Origin of the sequence: Lentzea sp. NPDC006480 (genome assembly GCF_040611995.1) — a bacterium.
Lineage (GTDB): Bacteria > Actinomycetota > Actinomycetes > Mycobacteriales > Pseudonocardiaceae > Lentzea.
On the sequence record NZ_JBEXPJ010000007.1, the window covers coordinates 62,202 to 82,530 of the forward strand.

The 20,329-nt window shown below is 69.1% G+C and carries 13 protein-coding genes and 1 riboswitch; of the genes, 3 read left to right on the forward strand and 10 right to left on the reverse strand.

Features of this window, described 5'->3' with window-relative positions; translation table 11 throughout:
- Positions 1-29 precede the first annotated feature (29 nt).
- The 3 genes from ABZX92_RS04995 to ABZX92_RS05005 are packed head-to-tail and all read right to left on the reverse strand — an operon-like array spanning position 30 to position 2,352.
- Positions 30-791 (reverse strand): hypothetical protein, encoded by a 762-nt coding sequence (locus tag ABZX92_RS04995; RefSeq protein WP_355554138.1) that lies wholly within the window; start codon positions 789-791, stop codon positions 30-32.
- Positions 788-1,201 (reverse strand): hypothetical protein, encoded by a 414-nt coding sequence (locus ABZX92_RS05000; RefSeq protein WP_355554141.1) that lies wholly within the window; start codon positions 1,199-1,201, stop codon positions 788-790. Before ABZX92_RS05000 ends, ABZX92_RS04995 begins: the two co-directional genes overlap by 4 nt.
- Positions 1,201-2,352 carry an LPXTG cell wall anchor domain-containing protein gene (locus tag ABZX92_RS05005; RefSeq protein WP_355554143.1) on the reverse strand — a complete coding sequence of 384 codons (1,152 nt, stop codon included), beginning with the start codon at positions 2,350-2,352 and terminating at the stop codon, positions 1,201-1,203. Before ABZX92_RS05005 ends, ABZX92_RS05000 begins: the two co-directional genes overlap by 1 nt.
- Before the next feature lie 38 nt (positions 2,353-2,390).
- Positions 2,391-2,499: riboswitch (cobalamin riboswitch) on the reverse strand.
- Between the two features lie 67 nt (positions 2,500-2,566).
- On the opposite strand from ABZX92_RS05005, the gene ABZX92_RS05010 reads away from it, so the two are divergent.
- Positions 2,567-4,120 carry a DUF6461 domain-containing protein gene (locus tag ABZX92_RS05010; RefSeq protein ID WP_355554146.1) on the forward strand — a complete coding sequence of 518 codons (1,554 nt, stop codon included), beginning with the start codon at positions 2,567-2,569 and terminating at the stop codon, positions 4,118-4,120.
- Here the strand turns inward: ABZX92_RS05010 and ABZX92_RS05015 are convergent.
- The 5 genes from ABZX92_RS05015 to ABZX92_RS05035 all read right to left on the reverse strand — a co-directional run bounded on the left by ABZX92_RS05015 (position 4,111) and on the right by ABZX92_RS05035 (position 13,797).
- Positions 4,111-5,202 carry an FAD-dependent monooxygenase gene (locus tag ABZX92_RS05015; RefSeq protein WP_355554149.1) on the reverse strand — a complete coding sequence of 364 codons (1,092 nt, stop codon included), beginning with the start codon at positions 5,200-5,202 and terminating at the stop codon, positions 4,111-4,113. The genes ABZX92_RS05010 and ABZX92_RS05015 overlap by 10 nt on opposite strands.
- Positions 5,203-5,368: 166 nt before the next feature.
- Positions 5,369-7,534: a germacradienol/geosmin synthase gene (locus tag ABZX92_RS05020; RefSeq protein ID WP_355554152.1), complete on the reverse strand. Its 2,166-nt coding sequence runs from the start codon at positions 7,532-7,534 to the stop codon at positions 5,369-5,371.
- Between the two features lie 144 nt (positions 7,535-7,678).
- On the reverse strand, positions 7,679-8,311 hold the full coding sequence (locus ABZX92_RS05025) for a Uma2 family endonuclease (protein WP_355554155.1): 633 nt from the start codon (positions 8,309-8,311) through the stop codon (positions 7,679-7,681).
- A 276-nt stretch (positions 8,312-8,587) separates the two neighbouring features.
- On the reverse strand, positions 8,588-10,600 hold the full coding sequence (locus ABZX92_RS05030) for a tetratricopeptide repeat protein (RefSeq protein WP_355554158.1): 2,013 nt from the start codon (positions 10,598-10,600) through the stop codon (positions 8,588-8,590).
- Between the two features lie 26 nt (positions 10,601-10,626).
- Positions 10,627-13,797: a BTAD domain-containing putative transcriptional regulator gene (locus ABZX92_RS05035; RefSeq protein ID WP_355554160.1), complete on the reverse strand. Its 3,171-nt coding sequence runs from the start codon at positions 13,795-13,797 to the stop codon at positions 10,627-10,629.
- 358 nt (positions 13,798-14,155) lie between these two features.
- On the opposite strand from ABZX92_RS05035, the gene ABZX92_RS05040 reads away from it, so the two are divergent.
- On the forward strand, positions 14,156-15,868 hold the full coding sequence (locus ABZX92_RS05040) for an alpha-L-fucosidase (protein ID WP_355554163.1): 1,713 nt from the start codon (positions 14,156-14,158) through the stop codon (positions 15,866-15,868).
- 133 nt (positions 15,869-16,001) lie between these two features.
- On the opposite strand, the gene ABZX92_RS05045 is transcribed toward ABZX92_RS05040, so the two are convergent.
- Both ABZX92_RS05045 and ABZX92_RS05050 read right to left on the reverse strand, forming a co-directional pair.
- Positions 16,002-18,923, reverse strand: coding sequence for a BTAD domain-containing putative transcriptional regulator (locus ABZX92_RS05045; protein ID WP_355554166.1), 2,922 nt, complete (start codon positions 18,921-18,923; stop codon positions 16,002-16,004).
- Positions 18,920-19,507, reverse strand: coding sequence for a nitroreductase family protein (locus ABZX92_RS05050; RefSeq protein WP_355554169.1), 588 nt, complete (start codon positions 19,505-19,507; stop codon positions 18,920-18,922). Before ABZX92_RS05050 ends, ABZX92_RS05045 begins: the two co-directional genes overlap by 4 nt.
- Positions 19,508-19,592: 85 nt before the next feature.
- Here ABZX92_RS05050 and ABZX92_RS05055 point away from each other — a divergent pair, with 85 nt between their 5' ends.
- Complete coding sequence (locus ABZX92_RS05055) at positions 19,593-20,315, forward strand: AfsR/SARP family transcriptional regulator (protein ID WP_355554172.1); 723 nt, start codon at positions 19,593-19,595, stop codon at positions 20,313-20,315.
- Positions 20,316-20,329 lie beyond the last annotated feature (14 nt).

Consider the following 20,329-nt stretch of genomic DNA (forward strand, 5'->3'; position numbering starts at 1 on the left):
GCCGCTGTCACCACGCCACCGGTAGGCCCTCACTCGTCTTCTTCCGCACCCCGTCGACGCCGGGCCACCAGCAGCCCGGCCACCACCAGCCCAGCGATCACCAGCAGACCGATCGCGGTCCACAGCCAGCCGGAGCTCGCTTTCTCCACCAACGTCGGCGGCGACCCTTCCTTGATCTCGCTCGTCGCGGAGCCGCTCGTCGTGGTCGTCACCGATGCCGAGGACGACTCCGAACTCGGTGCCACCGAAGAAGAACTCGGCACAGGAGCTGAGCTTGTCGTCGTGGCCGGTTGTGGCTGTGCGGCCGGCGGGTGCACGGGTGCCGGAACCTGAGGCTGAGGCGCGGGCTGTTGAGGCGCCGGAGCCGCGGGCGGTGCCATCCCGGGCTGTTCCCCCGCCCCGAACGCCCATCCGTCAACGGTTCCCCGAGCAGGCGCGTACGAAGCCGCGCCGGAGTTGCTGTACTCCCACGACCCGCCGGCCGACGCGTGCCAGTACGACCAGTACGCCGAAGCGGGCGAGGTGTTGACGCACCTGTCGGCGTCCGCACCGGGCTTTTCGTTGATGCGGCAGACAAAACCGGGCTGCCGGGACGCGAACGTGTAGCCGAACCCGGCCGCGCTCAACGCCGCCACCCCGGAAGCCGGGCTACCAGGTGCACAGCCCTGCCGCACACCTCCCCCGAGGCCGCGGAAGTCGACGACCACTGTCACGCCGTCACATCCTGTGGCCTGCGCCGGCACCGGCAAGAACCCGACAACCAGTGCCAGCGCGAAGAAGAGCCTTCTCACGGAGCAGCACCCGGCGCGACACCCGTGCCGTACGACCAGCCCTCGACCGTGCCGGGTGCCGGGTCGTAGCTGCCCGCGCCCGAGTTGCTGTAGGTCCACGTACCGCCGGGCGTGGCGTGCCAGTACGACCAGTACACGCTGGTGGGCTTCCTGCACGGGTTCGGCAGCTGTTTGATCGTGCACACCATCGGGGCCGACTGGCGCGGCACGAGCGTGTACGGGAAGCCGGCCTCCGTCAACGCGGCAAGGCCCGAGGCAGGGTCGCCTGGAGCGCAGCCCGTCTCGACGCCACCGCCCAGCGCGGTGAAGTCGACCACGACCTTCACCCCGTCGCACGAGGCGGCTGAGGCCGGGGACGTGACGACGAAAGAGCTTGCCAGCAGAGCGAGAACAGCGACAACGCGGCGCATCACGCACCAACCTTCCGACGACGGGAAACCAGCAGCAGCACGGCGCCAACGACGACCGCGAACGAACCGAACAACGTCAACGGCACTGCCTGGTCCGGGCCGGTGGCGGCCAACGGCGGATCGACCGGCGCCTCGGCGGGGCCGGCAGGCGCGGGAACAGAAGTGGCTGGTGCGGGTGTGGTCGTGCACTCGATCGCGGGCACACCCGCCGAGGCCGAAGCCGCGGACACGTCAACGAGGCTCATCCGGGCGAGACCGAGCATCGCCTGTGCGGTGGCACGAACAGCCTTGCCAGCCTCGAAACCTGTGCTGTCGTAAGCAATCGCGCCGCGCTGAGCCTCCGGCCCGGAGCAGCCGACCTGCAGCGTCTTCAAGTACGCCACGGCCTTGTCCGCCGACTCGACCTGACCGCCGGCGAGCAGTGCGCCGACCGCGAGACCGGTGGTGTTGGCGTTGGACGGCCCGACCGCCGCCGGGAAGCCCCCGTCAGGCTGTTGCTGCCGCGCGAGCCAGGAGAGGGCGACCGGGTTCTTCAGCGCCTGCAGCACCATCGTCGTGGCGTCCACATCGGACTTGCAGGTCTCCTCGCCGAACACGATCGGGAAGCCGCCGTCCGGACACTGCGCGGAAACCTGGAAGGCCACGGGCTTGTCGACCGGCAGTGCGGCGCGACGAAGCACGATGATCGCCAGCGACTGGGTGAACGCGTTGCTCCCGTCCCACTCGGGATCCCCCTTGTCGCGGAACCGGCCATCAGCGTCCTGCAACTCGGTGAGCCGCTTGATCAGGTCGACGCCACCGAACTGCCGCGGGTCGAGCCCCTGCGTCTGGGCGGCCAGCGCGATCTTGGCGATCGGGCCGGTGAACGACTCCTCACCCGTGCCGATGAAGTCCGGCAGGTTCGCCGCCAGCCAGGCCATCGCCTTGGCCGACGTCGACTGGCCCACGCCCGCCGCCGCGAGACCGTAGACGCCGTCGGCGGTGAGTCCGGGATCACCGGGGCCGCCCGGAAAGCTGATCAGCCGGTCGCCCTGGGTGAACTGGCTGACCAGCCACGTTCCCGCGGATGGCGCTGCCTCTGCGGCCTGCACCTGAGGTGCCGTCGCCACGAGCGCGGCCGCGATGAACGCGACCAGCGCGGATTTCCGCATCACAAAATGCCTCCCTGCCCCGCTGTCCTCGACGGGTTGGTGGAGCTACCGCGCGCCACGGGCAGTCGGACTTTCACCGTTGCGGGTCAGTGCCGGAGTTGCACCGGCTTCCCCCGCGGCGTGCGGATGCTGTTGTCAACCCAGGATCGTGCGGGAGGGATCTTGTTGAGTCAAATGGCTGTGAGCTGGGCCATCACCCGGCACAATCGCGCGCATGGGGGATTTCGAAGAACTGGTCCTGGCAACGGCGCGGCAGATCGAGGCACTCATCCCGGCTGATCCGGCGGCGGAGCTCGGCAGGTACGAACCGCGCCACTGGAGCGGCCCCGAGTACGGCACGCCGGCGCAACGGGCCCTCGACGACTTCAGCCGGTCGGCCGCGGAACGGCTTCTCGGCGCGCTCGAACTCGGCGTCTCGAAGCTGACGCTCCAAGTGGCCGACGACGTCGTCGCCGGCCTGGTGCCGCTCCCCGACGGCACCACGTTCTCGTACGTGACGTTCGGTGGCCAGAGCCCGCTCAAGGAACCGGTGAGCCTGATCGCGATGACGAGGCCCGGCGCGATCGAGCTGATCACCGAGCAGGTGCGGGCCAATGCCGCCCTGCTCGACCTCAGCGATGTGACGGGCGACGAGAACACGGTCATCGCCAGGCACGGCGCGGCACACCTCGCGTTGGCCGTGGCGACGACGGCCGCTGTCCTCAACAAGATCCGCACCTCGCCCAGCCCGGTGGCGATCATCGGCATCGCGATCGGCGTGACCGCCCTGCTCATCCCGAAGATCCCGAAGCCGCCGGCGTACGCGCAGGCGTTGCTGCAAAAGCGGCGTGACGAGTACAAGGGCATGTCCTGGAGCCCGAGCGTCCCGGTGGACGACCACCGGTTCCAGCTGGTCGAGGAACCGAGCGGCTCGCGACCGGACTTCACGGCAACGGGCCTGGTCGCCGCCGTTGACACGGGATTCGCCGTGCGCACCGGTGTCGAGGAGGGGCGCGTCCCGGTTGAAGCGAAGGTCGTGCTCGAACCGCCCGGTGAACCGGAGACCACGCATTGGGACGAGGTCGCCGAGATCAGCTTCACCGCCGTCGACGGCGACGCCCAGCTCGGTTACGCCGGAATGCCGCCGTGGCCCGGCGATTTCCGCGTCCGGGTGTCCGCTCGCGGCCGGGACGGAGACGACGAGGAAGCCTACGAACTGCTGATCTGGCCGGCGCCGCTCACGGAGCCGTTGGTGTACAAGAAGACCGACCGGCTCGGCCACCGGCTGCGCGGCGAACCCGAACCGCTGCGCCCGCCGGCACCCGAAGCCGGGCTGCGGTGGCTGGCCAACGCTCTCGGCGAGGCGGCGACCGTCACGATCGCCATCGGTCTCGACGTCGACGACGTGGTGGACGACTTCGAGGAGGACTCCATCGCCATCGAGATCGACGGTGGTGTCGTCGTGGTGGAGGACAACAACTACGTCGGCACCGACGAGAACGTGCTCGCGCACTTGTCCCGCAACGGAAAAGCGGCCAGCTTCTTCTGGAACGTCAACGCCGTCACGAGGCTGTCGTTCGCCCGCGGCGGCGAACTGATCTCGTCAGAAGAACCCTGGGAAGACGCCGAGTTCGGCGACGACCCGGAGGTCGTCGCCGCGCTCGACGGACTCGACTTCGCCGATTATCGGCACTCCTACGCCAAGGGGATCACCGCGGTCACCCGGTTCACCGGCGGTGTGCTGCCGCAGGACGACATCACCGCCGCGATCGAGGCGCTCTACGAGTAGGTGGGCAGCGTCAGGCTGTTGACCACGTCGGCGAAGTCGTCACCGGGTGCCCCGCCCCGCTCCAGGTTCTTCAGCGCCATGTCCTGGTTCGCCGTCACGTACGGGCGCAGGATCTCCTCGTAGCGCTGGAAGGCGATCTCCGGGTTGTCGCGGAGCTCTCCGGCGAGGACGTACGCACCGACCAGCGCCATGCTGGTGCCCTGCCCGGACATCGGCGAACCGCAGTAGCCGGCGTCGCCGAGCAGCACCACGTTGCCCTTGGACCAGGTCTCCATCCGGATCTGGGCCATCGCGTCGAAGTGGAAGTCCGGCGCCTCCCACATGTGCTTCAGCGCGGTCTGCCACGCCCACTTGGCGTCGGCGAACTTCTCGGCGATCAGCCGCTTCTGCGCCTCGACGTCGCGGTGGTCGAAGTCGACCTGGCCGTTGAAGCCCATGTAGACACGGCATTCCGCGTTGGCACGGGCGCTCATGATGCCGCCGCCGACGATCTCGCCCTGCTGGAACGTCTGCCAGTGGTCCAGTTCCAGCCAGTTCGGGGCGGTGAACACGGCGAGGTTCATGCCGAGGTGGCTGAGGAAGTCCTGTTCCGGCCCGAAGACCAGCCTGCGGACGTTGGAGTGCAGGCCGTCCGCACCCACGATCACGTCGAAGTCGCGCGGCGCCGCCTTCTCGAAGGTGACGCGGTTGCCGTCGATCGAGGTGATGGTGTCGTCGAACAGGTACTCCACGCCCTCCACCGCGTCGAAGATCATCCGGGCGAGGTCGTCGCGCAGCAGCTCGACGTCGGGGCTGGAGAGGTCGCCGCCGCTCAGCGTGTGCTCGGTCGAGCGGTAGACCTCGTTGCCGTCCTCGTCGACGACGCTCATGCCGCGCATGTTCGTGTTGCACGAGCGCAGCTGCTCGCCGAGACCCATCCGCTCCATGACCTGCAGCGCCGGGCCGCGCACGTCGATGGCCTGGCCGCCGGGGCGCATGCCCCGGTAGCGCTCGACGACGGTGACCTCGAAGCCGTAGCGGCGCAGCCAGTAGGCGAGCGCGGGTCCGCCGATGCTGGCGCCGGAGATCAGGACGTTCTTCATGGTGTTGCCCCCTGTGAGTCGGTGTTGCTCACAAGGTGCCGACCACCGCTGACCGTCCACTGACCGTCGGCCGTCAGCCGCTGTCAGGCCTTGACAGCGACTCACCGACGATCACCGCCGGGTCCCACTCGTCCGCGGCCGTCCACCGCGAGGCGACCCGCGTGGCTCAGCTCGAAGTTCGGGAGGTGAGCCGGTAGGCCGACGTGCCGAGACCTGACGGACCCCGGCTGAACGCACCCGCGTTCGGCGGGGTCCTCACCTCGTGTTCCCAGTACCGCGAGGTTTCGTTGTGCCAGTTGAGGATTCCGGCGATCCAGTCCTTCAGCTCGCCGGCGTACCGGGTCAGCGCGGCTCGCGTGGCGCCGTCGAGTGAGAGGTCCTCGAAGAGCTTCGGCAGGTCGACGTCCACCGAGCGGACGAACTGGCCGAGACGGGCGTCCATCAGCTTGTAGGTGATCTCGAAGGCACGGGCCTGCGGGACGCCGAGGAAGTTCTCGACCACCCGGACCATGTTGTGCACCTCGCCCTCGTACTGGATTTCCTTCAGGTACGAGAAGACGTCGTTCATCATGCAGCAGTAGTCCATGGCCGACCGCTCCATGGTCTGGATGACGCGGGTGCCCCAGATCTCCGCTGGCACCGTTCCCGAATGCGAGAACCGGGACAGCGACATCGTGAGCTCGGACCCGAACGTGGTGCGCCGCATTTCCAGGTAGTCGACCGGGTCCGGAATGCGGTTCTCCATCATGTTGATCACCTCCCAGACCCACGCGTCGAGCATCACGTCGACGGTCTCCCGGAACGTTTTCCGGTACTCGGCGGACATGGGCCCCGCGGTCCGCGGCCACAGGTCGGCAAGCCCGCGTTCCGTCGCGTTCGCCGGCACGATCACCGGCACGAGGTCGAGCGGCATGCACTGCTTGAGCCGCATGGTCTGCGCCTTGAGCCCGGCCAGGTCGCGCAGCCGACCGAACACCCAGGGGTACATGTCGTCCGCGTAGGTGCCCCACGCGAGCCACGCACCCGAGTTGAACAGCTCCGACGGCGTCGCGTCCGGGTCGAGCCCGGCCGAGCACAGCGGCAGGTCGAAGGTGCGCAGCTTGTGCTCGTCCCACAGGCCCTCGCTGAGGATGCCCATCTCCCGGGCCCACCCGACGATCTCCTCGCGGACCTGGTCGAGGTGCGGCGACAGGGTCAGCGTGAACGGCACCTCCAGCGCCGGCCGGGCGTACGGCTCGACGATCTTCGGCGTGCTGGAGAACTGCCGCAGCCGCTGCGGCATGGTCCTGGCGTACGAGCTCAGCAGGGCCGACATGCCGAGCTCGGGCTTGGGAGCGGCTTTGTTCATGTACCGCGACGACCGCAGGTGCCACTCGTGCCCGCCCGCCTGCCAGTCCTGCAGGCCCTTGGTGTAGCCCAGGACGGCCGCACGCCCGACGGGGTCGACGGCGTGCTCGTCGAGCAGCATCGGGACCTCCGTGAGGGCCGTGTGCTCGAACTGGTGCAGGCGGGACGTCAGCAGGTCGTTGACAGCCTCGGCGGCCTCCTGGGTGGGCAGGTCGAGGAACTTCTCGAACACCAGCACGCCGTTGGACAGCTCGCCCTCGTCGAGCACCTCGCGCTCGTAGGAGAACAGGTCGTTGCGCAGGTGCACGGCGTCGGAGAACGTGTCCCGGAGGACTCCGATCGGGCGGGACAGTGCGATCCGGGCGGGCACCTCCAGGCCGACCGCGTGCTCGACGAGGTTCGCGCTCCACGGCGCGCCGCCGACCTTGCGGCGCATCTCGATGTACTCGACGGGGTTGCTGAGCCGCTTGGCGCTGATGTTGTGCAGCTCCCACATCGACTCGTCGAGCAGGTGCTTGGTGTTGTCCGCGAACCGCTCGCGCCAGTCCAGCGAGTGCGACGGCACGGTCCGGCGCCACAGGTCCGCGAGGCCCTTCTCGACCGGGTTCGTGGGCTTCTCCGTGATGACGCCGTTGACCGGCATGAACAACGGCAGCCGGTCGAGGTAGGCCTGGGCGCCCTTGACGTCCGGGTTGCGCTTGTAGAGCTCGACGAAGTGGTCGTCGAAGTAGAAGACCCACACGTACCAGTCGGTGATGAGGTCGAGCGTCTCGCCATCGCAGTCGGGATGCGTGTACGCGCAGAGCAACGCGTAGTCGTGCGACTCGAGGTCGTCGCCGGTCCAGATCACGGTGCCGTGCTGGGGGACGTCGATCATGTCCATCTCGTGGGCCCAGGCGCGCGTGTGGACGCGGGCGCGCTCGAGGTTCGGATTCAGCCGGGCCGGGTAGGGCGTGTAGAACTCCGGCAGCTGGAACGGCTGCATGGGCGTGGGACCTCCGCGCGTTGGACGTGACGCGGTGCACGCAACCAGCCCGGCGATCAGGCGCGCCAGATGGTGAAACCTTGATCTACACGTTCGTAGGGCGGCGTCGCCCGTTCAGCCCATTCCGTCTTGATCGGCAAGCACTCAGCGCACCAGTGACTGGGCGCTGAGTTTCACCGCGAAGGGGAACTGCAGCTCGATGATCTCTTCACCGTCGGACCGCGCCTGTTCCACGTAAAACCCGTTTTCGAGGTGCAGGCAACGCAGCCACGGACTGTCGTAGTCGATCATCCAGTAGTTCTCGCAGCCGACTTCCTGGAACTTCGCCCGCTTGAGCTCCAGATCCACGTGTCGCGTGCGCGGCGACAGGACCTCGACCGCCAGCACGGGCGGTCCCATGAGCGCCTGCTTCGTGAACTGCTCGCGCCGGCCCACCACCAGGTCGGGGATGAAGACCGTGTCGTCGGCGAGCACCACGTCGACCGGAGCGGGAAGGACCTCCAGCTCCGGCGGGCAGACAGCCGTCAGCGCCACCAGCAGCCGGGCGACGACGCGCTGGTGCACGGGGCGGGGTGAGGGGCTCATGACCAACACCCCGTCGACGAGTTCGAAACGGTGCCCGTCATCAGGCATCGCCTCCAGGTCCGCCCACGTCAGTGGTCTGCCGTGGGGAAACGTCGGGACACCACCCATGGTGCGTTCCACCCCCGCGTCGAGGCCACTGTCCGCCGGACGGATCCCGGCGATGCCATTAGACAAGACTGGTCCGATTCTCACGACTCGCAAGCCCCTTTTGGCCGACGCCACACCACTACCCGCACACACCCTGGTCACCACCGTCCCGCAGGGTGAGCGACGGCTGGTCCTGCCGTGGAAGGCACCACCCGGACGGAGCAGCGTTTTGGTTGCAATCGAACAAGTGGCTAATTTTTGATCAATTTTTGGGCGATTTTCGGTAACGCCATCCGCCCTGCCAATTGTCCGCGAATGCGACCCTAACGGAATCTTACGACTCAGCCAAGCACTCGGTTGGAGCAATAGCTCACAAAGACCCTACGGCTGGAAGATCAAATCACCCATCGCCGGTTTCAACCCGAATTCCGAGTAAACCGCACGGGCAGCTGCTTCCAGCTCGCCCGCGAGTCGCGTTTCGCCACACGCTCGGTGCACGCGCGAGAGCTCCAGCCGGGCCCGCGCGGCACCGACGACGTCGAAGTTGGCCTCGCAGATGGCCACCGCCTCGACCAGCGACGAACGCGCGGCACCGAACCGGGAACGCGAGAACTCGTTGCACCCCAACACGTACAGCACGAAGCTCTCACCACGACGGTCCCGCGCCGAACGCGCCAGGTCCAAGGCGACGGACAGGATGTCGTGTGCCTCGTCGTACCGGCCGGCTGCCGAGAGCAGTTTGCCCATCCGGTAGTTGATCTGCGCCACCACCCGCACCGGACCGCGCTCGCACACGTCCAGAGCAGCGGTCAGGCGTTCCAACGCGCCCGCGGGATCCGAGTCGTACAGGTCGATCTGCGCCAGGTTCTGCAGCACCGACGCCTGCCCCACGGGGTCTCCGTGCCGCTCGTACACGGCAAGCGCTCGCTGATACCACCGCCGAGCCGCCACCAGGTCACCGGAAGACCGCGACACGATCCCCAGGTTCCGGTAGACCAGGCCGAGGCCGGCGAGATCACCGAGGTTCTCGAAGGCGTCCTTGGCGAGCATCGTCATCTCCAGAGCCAAGTCGTACCGGCTCTGGCTGATGTGCAACGACGCGAGCGAGCACCACAACACGGCCGTGCCGCGCACGTTGCCCGAACACGCCGCAAGCGCGACGTCGTGCGTGTGCTGCCAGCCGTCGTAGTCGATGCGCGTCTCGAACAACACCACCAGCCGATGCGCGAGCTCCCAGCTCAGCTCGTCCAACCCGGCCTCAGCCGCCAGTGACACCGCCTCGACCAACGACGCGGCAGAAGCCTCCAGCCACGCCAGCGGATCCGATCGCAGCAACGAATCCAGTCGCACCACCTCGCGCACCGACGACCCGCGCACGACCGAGAACTCACCGCCGTACAACGCGGACCGCGCGTGATCCAGCAGGTGGAGCCACCCGCCCAGCACCCGCCGCAACGCATCAACGGATGTCTGCGCAGCGAACTCCCGGACCAGCGGCGGCACCACGTAGTCCTCGCCGGACACCGAGACGAGATGCGCCGACACCAGTTCGTCCACGGCGGACTGTCCACGCACGTCGCCGAACGCGGCCACCGGCGCCCAGGAAGGCAGCCGGCCGAACCCCAGCCCGGCGAGCAAGCCCAGCAGCCGCCGGGCGTGCAGGCTCAGGTCTCCGGCCGTCTCCTCCAACCCGGCCCGAACGGACAACCCGCCGTGCGTCAGGGAAGCCAAGGACAGCCGATCGACGAGGAGCGAGAGCGGCCAGTGCGGACGAGCGGCGAGCTGGGCCCCGGCGATCCGCAACGCCAAGGGCGAGCAGTCCACCGCCGCAACCAGAGCATCCGCGGACGAAGCCTCAGCGGACACGCGGTCAGCGCCGATCTGCTTGCCCAGCAACGCCAGCGCTTGCGCAGGCTCCAACGGACCGACGGAGACCACGTGCGGCAGCCGCAAGCGGTGCCGCGAAGTCACCAGCACCGCGCATCCCGGCGCGTGCGGCAGCAGCGGCGTCACCTGCTGCACGCTCGTCGCGTCGTCCAGCACAAGCAGAAGTGACTGCCGCGCGACAGCGTCTCGATACGCGCTCAACCGTGCCGCGAAATCCCCCGGAACGGACAGTCCGAACGAAGCGAGAAACCGGCCCAGCACTTCGTGCGGAGTCGAACCGCGCAGCCGCACGAACAGCTGACCGTCGGGGAAGTGCCCGTTCGCCACCCGGTGCGCCGCGTGCACGGCGAGCGTCGTCTTGCCCGCCCCCACCGGTCCCGTCAGCAGCACCACCTGCGGAAACGGGGTGATCAGGTCGACGACGGACTGGAGCGGCTCCTCACGTCCGACGAAGTCCGCGACGGCCGCCGGGAGCTGTTGCGGGCGTGGGAACAGGTCGGTCCGCACACCTGCCCCCTTCTGCCGGATACCCGTCAGTCGAGGTCAGTCTCACACAGAACACCCGCGGGTTCACCGCCGTGGACACCGGTTGCGCGCGCGACGATCGCTCGCATTTCATGCAGGTACGAGGCCGCGGCCGGGTCGTCGAGCCGGTCTGCCGCATGCGCCAGCACCAGCAACGACTCCGCTTCTCCGAGCACGAAACCGGTCGCCCGCTGCACCTCCACGGCCTCGACGGCGTGTGCGTGCGCTCGCGCCCAGTCGCCCGCCTCCAGACTCAACGAGCTCAACGTCGCCAACGCCCGTCCGCGTTGCATCCGGAACCCGAAATCCGTTGCCTGCGCCAGAGCACGCGTGGCCAGCTCCACCGCGGACGCGGAGTCGCCTGCCGTGTGCAGCACCCTGGCCAGATCGATCAGGTACTCGGTCTCGTTGTCCACCCGCCCGAGCGACCCGGCCAGCCGCAGCCCGCGCCGCAACGCCTCCACGGCGGGTTCCAGCTGCCCCAGCCGGTGGTAAGCGCTTCCCACGATCACCAGGCCGAGCAGCACGTACAGCTCCGCCTCGCCCTCGTCGGCCTCCTCGACCAGGGCCAGGGCCCTGTGCAGAGCGCGCTCGGTCCGCCCGGTGCCGCGGTCGATCTTCGCCTCGACCGACTGCAGCACGTACCGCCACGCGTGCGAGCCGGACTCCTCGGCCAGCCGGCCACCGCGGTCGGCGTACTCGCGAGCCCGCGCCGGATCGCCGAGCAGCGCGTGCAGCTCCGCCAATGCGAACTCCACCAACGTGTCCGACACGCTGCCACCGGCGTCCTGCAGCAACTCCCGCGCCCGCTCGTAGTGCTTCAGCGACTCGCGGAGCCGTCCGGTCTGCGCGGTCGCCACACCCAGGTTCAGGTTCACCACGGCTGAGAGCCGGAGGTTGTCGTCCACCAGCGGCAACGCCTCGCGCAGCAGTCCGATCGCGTCCTGCGTGCGGCCGAGCGTCAGGTGGATCACGGAGAGGTTGTTGAGGCAGTGGAACTGCCCGGCCCGATCACCGGACTCCCCGTACAGAGCCAGAGCCGTCTCCAGGTGCCCGACTCCCTGCCGTCCGTCGAGCTCGCAGTGCAGCGTCCCCAGCGAGAGGTGCATCGAGGCCTGACCGCGCAGGTCGTTCTCCTGCTCAGCGGCAAGAAGCCCGGCCGACGACGTCTCGTGCCAGCGGTCGAACTGCTGACGCAGGTACCACATGCGGCGCAACGAGTCCGCCAGCTCCCAGCGGTAGTGCGGCGGCTCGGCGCGCAGAGCACAGGTCGCCACCGACTCCCACTCACCGTCCAACCAGGACAGCGCGGCTTCCTTGCTGTCGAACGACAGAGCCGAGGTGCCGTCCCGGCCGAGCCGGTACATCTCCGGTGCCAGCACGTCCAGCGCCGCGTCCGTCGTGTGCAGGTAGTGGTCGAGCAACCGCAGCCCGGCCTTCTCCGCGTCCTCGTCGGAGTCCACCAGCTCCCGCGCGTAGAGGTGCAACAGGTCGTGCATCCGGAACCGCCCGCGGGTGTGCGGCTCGATCAGGCTCGCGCCCTCCAGCATCGACACCAGCGGCCGCACGTCGTCCACGCCCATCAACACGGACGCCGTGTGCGCGGTGAAGTCCGTGCGCGGCAACAGTCCCAACCGCCGGAACAGCCGGACCGCCTCGTCCGGCAACGTTGTCAGCGAAAGCTCGAACGCCGCCGTCACCGCCGCCCGCCGGTCTCCGCTGATCGCCAGCTGCGCCAACCGGTTCCCCTGAGCGAGATCCGCGACGGCATCGGCGATCCGGTCGTGCGGGCGACAAGCCAGGTTGGCCGCCGCGATCCGGATCGCCAGCGGCAGGTATCCGCACAGCGCCGCGAGATCCGCGACCGCCTCGGGTTCGGCCTCCGCACGCGCAGAGCCCAGCACGCGGTTGATCAACGTGTGGGCTTCGTCCGGAGTGAGCAGGTCCAGCTCGACCCGCCGGGCGTCGTCCAACGCCGTCAGCCCGCGCATGTCGTTGCGGCTCGTGACGATCACCGCGCAGCCGGGCGTGCCGGGCAGCAACGGCCGCACCTGGTCCTCGCAGGCCGCGTTGTCCAGCAGGATCAGCACCCTCCGGTTCGACAGGATCGACCGGTACGTGCTCGCCTGCTCGTCGACGTCGCGCGGAATCTGGTCCGGCTCGACCCCGAGCCCGCGCAGGAACTGTGTCAGCGCCTCCACCGGTGTCGTGGCGGGAGCATCGTCGTAGCCGCGCAGGTTCAGGTACAGCTGGCCGTCCGGGAACCGGTCGCGCACCCGATGCGCCCAGTGCACGGCCAGCGCCGTCTTGCCCACGCCGGCGGTTCCGGCGATCGACGTGATCACCACGGTGGACGCCGACAGGCTCGCGTCCAGTTCGTCCAAATAGGACCTACGACCGGTGAACCTGGCGAGATCCGCGGGGAGCTGCGCGGGGGCTTTCGGAGACACCGGTCCGGACTCGGTGTCCTGGTTGAGGATCGCCTGATGCGCGGTGCGCAGGCTGCGGCCGGGATCAACGCCCAGTTCATCGGCGAGCAACCGGCGGGTCCGGTCGTAGAGCTCCAGCGCATCGGCCTGCCGGTTCGACCGGTACAGCGCGATCATCAGCTGTTCGACCAGCTGCTCGCGGAACGGGTTCGCGGCCACCAGCGCGGACAGCTCGGTGATCACCTGCTCGTGCTGCCCGAGTTCCAGCTGCAACGCGAAACACTGCTGGGCCACGGCGATCCGGCGTTCGTCCAGCCGTTCGGCCTCCACCCGCAACGCCTGGCTGTTCAAGCCCGCCAACGCAGGGCCGCGCCACAGCGAGAGAGCCGTGCGCAGCAACCGAACCGCCTCAGCGGGTTCCACGGTCTGCGCGGTCGCCACGTGCCGCTCGAACGTGACCACGTCCAGCGCCGCCGCCCCGAGCACGATCCGGTAGCCGGGCCCGTCCGTGACGATCATCCCCGGCACGCCCAGAGCCGCACGGAGATCACCGACCGACTTCTGGATCTGGTGCTTGCCGGTCGAGGGCGGCTCGCCGTCCCACACCACGTCGACCAGGTGCGACAGCGCCACCACCCGGCCGGGCGCGAGCAACAACGCGGCGAGCACCTTCTGGCCGCGGACGCCGCCGAGCTCGAGCCGGACGCCCCCGTCGCGAGCCTGGATCGGCCCCAGAATTCCGAAGTCCACGGCGTCACCGTAAGGGCAATTTCCGCACTTGGGGACAGGGAGTGAGACGGTAGCGAGACGGGATCCGGCGCGGCGACCCTCGGGCCCGTGAAGCACATCGTGCTCGGCGTTTCCGCGCGGCCCGCGCTTCCTGCGCGACGGCGCGTTTGGTCTGTTCCGACGCATCCACGCTCTGCCGTTCGGATCAGTCGGCGCCACGGGCGCGTGCCGCTGCACAGGCCCGCGTTCCGCGCGATCCCGCCGACCACCGGAATTTCGCCACCCCTGGGAAAGGAGGCACGGATGATCCCTCCTTTCGCAACATGAATCCGAGCTACGTTGGGCCAAGCCGCCGCGAACCTTCCCGTTTGGAGGACTCGTGCGCGTGCTGCTGGCCGTTCTGCTGGTGCTCGGGCTCGTACCGCCCGCCTCGGCTGCCCCTGCCCCCGCGTTCGACGACCCGCTCACCTCGTCCCGCACGCAGTGGTGGCGGGACGCGAAGTTCGGCATGTTCGTCCACTTCGGACCGTACTCGTGGTGGGGCGGCGAGTACCGGCGCCCGGACGGCACGCTGTGCACCGACGCCGAGTGGATCAAGCTGCGCTGCGACATCCCGTGGCCCGAGTACGAGGCGGCCGCGCGCAAGTTCAACCCGACCGGGTTCAACGCCGACGAGATCGCGCGGCTCGCTCAGGACGCGGGCCAGAAGTACGTGGTCATCACGTCCAAGCACCACGACGGCTTCGCGATGTGGCCGACCCGGACGACGACGTGGAACCTGCACGACCACTCGGGGTTCCAGCGCGACGTCCTGGCCGAGCTGAAGCGCGCGTCCGAACGGCGCGGCCTGCGGTTCGGGCTCTACTACTCGATCAACGACTGGCACGACCCCGGCGTCACCGGTGACGCGGCGGCCTACAAGCAGCGCATGCGCGAACAGCTGCGCGAGCTCGTGACCACGTACCACCCGGCCACGCTGTGGTTCGACGGTCAGGGCCAGCCGTGGTGGTCGCTGAAGGACGGCGACGAGCTGCAGCGGTACCTGCGTTCGCTCGACCCCGCGTTGATCATCAACGACCGCGTCGCCAAGAGCCGGTTCGTCGACGGCGACCACGAAACCCCGGAACGCCACCAGAACATCCCCCAGGCGCCACTGGACGCCGTCGCCTGGGAGTCGTGCATCACGACCAGCAACCGCTGGGGCTGGACCCGCTACGACACGGCGTTCAAACCGTCCTCGCAGCTGACCAGGTTCCTCACGGACATCACCGGCCGCGGCGGCAACATGCTGCTCAACGTCGGCCCGGACGACCTCGGCCGCATCCCGGCCGGCGCCCAGCAGTCGCTGCGCGGCGTCGGGGACTGGTTGCGCGCCAACGGGAAGGCCGTCTACGGCACCTCGCAGACCGGGCTGGTCTCCGATCCCGGCTGGGGTGCGGTGACCCGGCGCGACGACAAGCTCTACCTCTCGGTCCACGACTGGAACTCGTCGCTGCACCTGAGCACGAAAGCGCCGTTCGACGTGCTGGCGGCTCGGGTTCTCGGCAGTGGGCAACGGGTGCGCTGGCAGGCTTCCGGTGACGGGTTCGACGTGCAGCCGTCAGGTCAGCCGACCAGCTCCACGGCGTCCGTGATCGAACTGACGATCCGCACACCACAACCGGTGCGCGGTAACGGATCCGGCCTGACCGGCGAGTACTTCGACGGCGACCGGCTCGTCGTCCGGCGGACCGATCCGACGCTGAACTTCCCTTGGCGCGAAACCACTCCCGCAGCGCCCGGCGTGCCACTGGACAACTTCTCGGCGCGGTGGACCGGATCGCTGCAGGCGAGCTACACCGGCCCGCACACGTTGCTGGCCGTGTCCGACGAGACGGTGAAGGTGTGGCTCGGCGACCAGCTCGTCATCGACGGGTCGAAACCGCACGGCCCACGCGTCGACAAGGCAGCCGTGAACCTCGAAGCAGGCCGGAAGTACCCGATCAGGGTCGAGTACGCCGACCTGACCGGCGAGGCCTACCTCAAGCTGCTCTGGGCCAACCCGTACGAGTCGCAGCGAGTGGTCCCGACCAGCGCTTTGTCGCCCGTGTGATCGTGGTGGGAACGATGTGTGGACGCTCTCTCGCACCCTCGGTGGCAACACCACCGAGGGGAGCCGGGGATGCGCACGACCAAGGACAGGGTGCAGCAGTGGGTGGCCTTCGCCGTACTGGCGGCGGCCGTGATCACACTCGTGACGCTGGGGCTGACGCTCTAGCGAGGGTCAGCCGTGCGAACGCGACCGCGCGCGGCTGCTTTCCGCGCTCGGCGACCTCGACCGCCTCCTCCGCGTACCGGATGGCGCTCTCCTGGTCGCCGAGCGCCAGGTGCACTGCCGAGAGCTGCCCGCACACGCGATCCTCGCTCCACCAGCTGCGAGCCCTCACGAGCACCATGCACCGCTCCAGATGATCGAGCGCCTCGTGCAGCCGGCCCTCCACCTGCGCGTCGAGCGACAGAGCGACGAGCAGCCCGACCTGCCCGATGACGTCGCGGACGTCCTCCATGGACGCCAGCACGGAGTCGTCGTCCGGCAGATTGGTGTAGGACCGGCACAACCTCGACGCCGTGCGCGCCAGCTCACCCGCGGCCGCGTGATCCCCCATCTCGTAGCGCCAGTAGGCGTAGTCCGCCAGGGCGAGCGCTTGACCGCGCTCGTCACCGGACTCCCGGTAGGCGGCCAGCGACCTGTCGGCCCAGGCCATGCACTCGTCGTCCAGCCCCATGTCGAAGTACACATGGGCGATGTTGTGCAACGTCAGCGCGGTCGCGCGGACATCGCCGTGTTCTGCCGACAACGCGGCCGCCCGCTGCATGTGCACCAGCGCTTCTTCTGACTGTCCGAGCTGGGCGTGGTTGATTCCGATGTTGTGCCACGCGCTGGCCTCCCCCGTCGGGGCATCCACCCGCTGCATCAGCACCACACCGCGTTGGAAGTAGTCCATCGACTTGTCGAACTCGCCTCGTTGGCGCGCGATCATGCCGAGCAGACCCATCGTCGACGCCTCACCGCGCACGTCACCGATCTGCCGCATCAGGTCGAGTGCCTCCAGCAGGCGATCCTCGGCCTGCGGGTTGCCGTCGTCCAGGTAGGCAGAACCCAAGCCCCGCAACGCTTCCGCGCGGGCCTTCAGATCGCCGAGCGCGTGCGCCGCCGCGAGCGCGACGCTCTGCACCTCGACCCGTTCCCGGCCGGAACCGCGCAACAGCAGGTAGTGGGCGAACTGGTGCGGCAGCTGCCACGCGTGCTGGTAGTGCCCCTCGTACGCGGCCAGGTAGACGGCGGCCCTGAGGTTCAGCCGTTCAGCCTCCTGCCACGCCAGCGCCTCGACAGGGGTGGGGAACGCGGGCGGGTCGACCAGCTCGTAGGTGACGGCGGAGTCGAACTGAGGGCGGCCGGGTGCGATCAGCAGCGCGGAGACCTCGGCGTTGTGCAGGTAGTGGTCGAGGATGCGGACGATCGCCTCGCTCCTCTCCTCCGGCTCGACCGCCGCTTTCGCGTGGTCGGCCAGCAGGTCGTGGAGGCGGTAGCGGCCGTTCTCCTTCTGCTGCACCAGATGCACGTCGAGCAGGTCGTCCAGCAGCCGCTCTGCCTCTGCCCGCGTCGAGCCGATCACCGCCGCGGCGAGGTAGGTGTCCCAGTCCTCACCCGTGTGCAGGCCGAGCCGCCGGAACAGCCGCTGCTGCTCGGCGTTGAGTTGCTGATAGGACAGGGCGAACGCGCCCGCAACGCTGCGCTCCCCCGCCTTCAGCTCGATCAGTCGCTGTCCGGTGAGCCTGCGGACGAGGTCCTGGGCCGTCCACGCGGGCCTGGTGCGCCAGCGGGCACCGACGATCCGCACCGCGAGCGGCAGGTAGCCGCAGAGCCGGACGATCTCGCGAGCGGTCTCGACGTCCGCCTTCGGCCCGACGATGCTCGTGAGCAGATTGATCGAGTCCTCTTCGGACAGAACGTCGAGCGAGACCGTGTGGGCGGCATCCAGGTCGAGGAGCCGGCGCCTGCTGGTGACGAGAACCAGGCCGGTACCGGGCAGCAGCGGGCGGACCTGGGCGGCGCTGCCCGCGTTGTCGAGCACCACGAGTGCCTTGCGGTGGGCCATCTCCGCGCGCCACCGGGCCGCGCGGGCGTCGATGCCGTCCGGGATGTCGTGCGCGGGCACGCCGAGTGCGGTCAGCAACGCCAGCAGCGCGTCCGACGGGGTGCGCGGTTCGACGCCGTCGGTGTACGAGTGCAGATCGACGAACAGCTGCGCGTCGGGGAATCGAGAAGCCAGCCGGTGCGCGGCACGAACGGCGAGCGTGGTCTTGCCGATGCCCGCCATGCCGTCGATCGCGGTGATCGCGACACAGCCGGACGGGACGGCGGCGAGGATCTCGTCGAGATCTTGGGAGCGGCCCGCGAAGTCCGGGATGTCGCCGGGCAGGTCGTTGCGCGCCCTGGGCCGGTTGTCGGCCGTGAGCACCTGCTGGTGAGCCTTCTGCAGGTCCTTGCCGGGGTCGAGGCCCAGCTCGTCGGCCAGCCGGCCGCGGATGTCGTCGTACGCCTGCAACGCCTCGGTCTGCCGGTCGCAGCGGTGCAACGCCAGGATCAGCTGCGCCCACAACCGTTCCCGGGTCGGGTGCTGCCGGGTGAGCGAACGCAGTTCGGGGACGAGCTCCGAGTGCCTGCCCGCACGAAGATCGCCCTCGATCCGCGCTTCCAGCACAGTCAGGTACTTCTCGGTCAACGCCGGCACGTGATCGCGTTCGAGCACATCACTGCCGATGTCCGCGAACGGCCGGCCACGCCACAACGCCAGAGCTTGGTGCGGCTCCAAGGTTTCGAACCGGTGCACGTCGACCTCGTCGGGCAGGACATCCAGCAGATAGCCACCAGGCCGCGTCTGCACGAGGTCCGGCACGCCCAAGTCCTCGCGCAACCGCCCGACCGTGGTCTGCAGCGCTCCCCGCGAACCACCCACGAGCTCAACGAGTTCGTCGACCCCGACCACCTGGCCGGGACGCAGCAGCAGCGCGGCGAGCACGACGCGCCGCTTGCCGGGCGGGACGTGGACGTGGTGCCCGTCGAGCACCACGTCCAACGGCCCGAGCAGGCCGAACGACCTCACTTCCACTGTCCCCAGTGGACCATCTCCTCGAACTTGTTGCGCTTGCGCGTGCGTGGCGACGCCCCCTCGGAGATGCCCTCCTCGGCGGGGTGGCCGATCGCGATCATGCCGATCGGCACGTAGATGTCCGGCACGCCGAACGCCTCGCGCAGCTTCGGCCACTCGTCCTTGTCGGTCCCGAAGAACACCGCGCCGAGGCCCTCGTCCACCGCGGTCTGCAGGATCAGCAACGAGGCCATGCCCGTGTCGATGTCCCAGTACGGCACCGGCCAGTGGCTCTCGTCGCGGTCCGTCCAGCCCTTGTCGTCCTGCGCGTACCGGTCGAGGTAGATGTCCTTGGCCGAGAACGGGATGACGACCACGGGCGCGGTCTTCGCGTCCTCACCGGCCCAGAACTCGAACATCTCGGTGAGCCGCTTCAGCGACTCGCCCTGCAGCACCAGAAAGCCCTGCCCCTGCGAGAACCCGGCCGACGGCCCGCGCACGGCGTTGCGCATGATCCGCTGGATGGACTCCTCGCTGACCGGCTCGTCGGTGAACTTGCGCACCATGCGACGGCGACGCACCACGTCCTGAAACTCCACGACAACCTCCCCAGATGTGATCTCGACCGTAGCGATTCAGCGCCGCGTCAGCCACCGCTCAGCGATACCCGCGACGCTGAGGACCATGGAGTTCCGTCTGCTCGGCCAGTTCGAACTGCGCGACGGCGACCGCGGCCACCACCTGGGCGGCCCGGTGCAACGCATCCTGCTGGCCCACCTCCTGCTGGCCGGCCAGGCGGTCCACAGCACCGACGACCTCACCCGCCGCCTGTGGGGCACCGCGGCCGGCTCCACCTCGACGCTGCAGGTGCACGTCCTGCGGTTGCGCCGGCTCCTCAAGGCCACCGGCTGCGGCGCCGCCCTCGAGACCAGCCCCGGCGGCTACCGGATCAACCTCGGCGACGACACCGCGGACGTCACCGAGTTCCACCGGCACATCGCGACGGCACGCGACACCGACGACCAGATCCGCGAGCTGCACGCCCTCGACACGGCACTGGACCTGTGGCGCGGCACCCCGCTGACCGGCGTGACGGCGGACTGGCCGAGGTTCCCCGAGGTCCGCGCCCTCACCGAGGCGCGCGACGAGGCCAGGACCCGCCGCGCCGAGCTCAGGATGATCCTCGGCAGGTCCCCGGACCTGCAGGACCTGCGCGACCTCATCGCCGAGCACCCGGAGCGCGAGCACACCCGGCACCTGCTGATGTGGGCGCTGCACCGGGCCGGGCGGCGCAAGGAAGCCCTGGCCACGTACGAGGACGCCTACCGCTACTCGGTCGGCCAGCTGGGCCTCGAACCGTGCCGGCAGCTGCAAGAACTCCAGCACCTGGTCCTGACCGGCGGCTGAGAGCACGGCTGCCC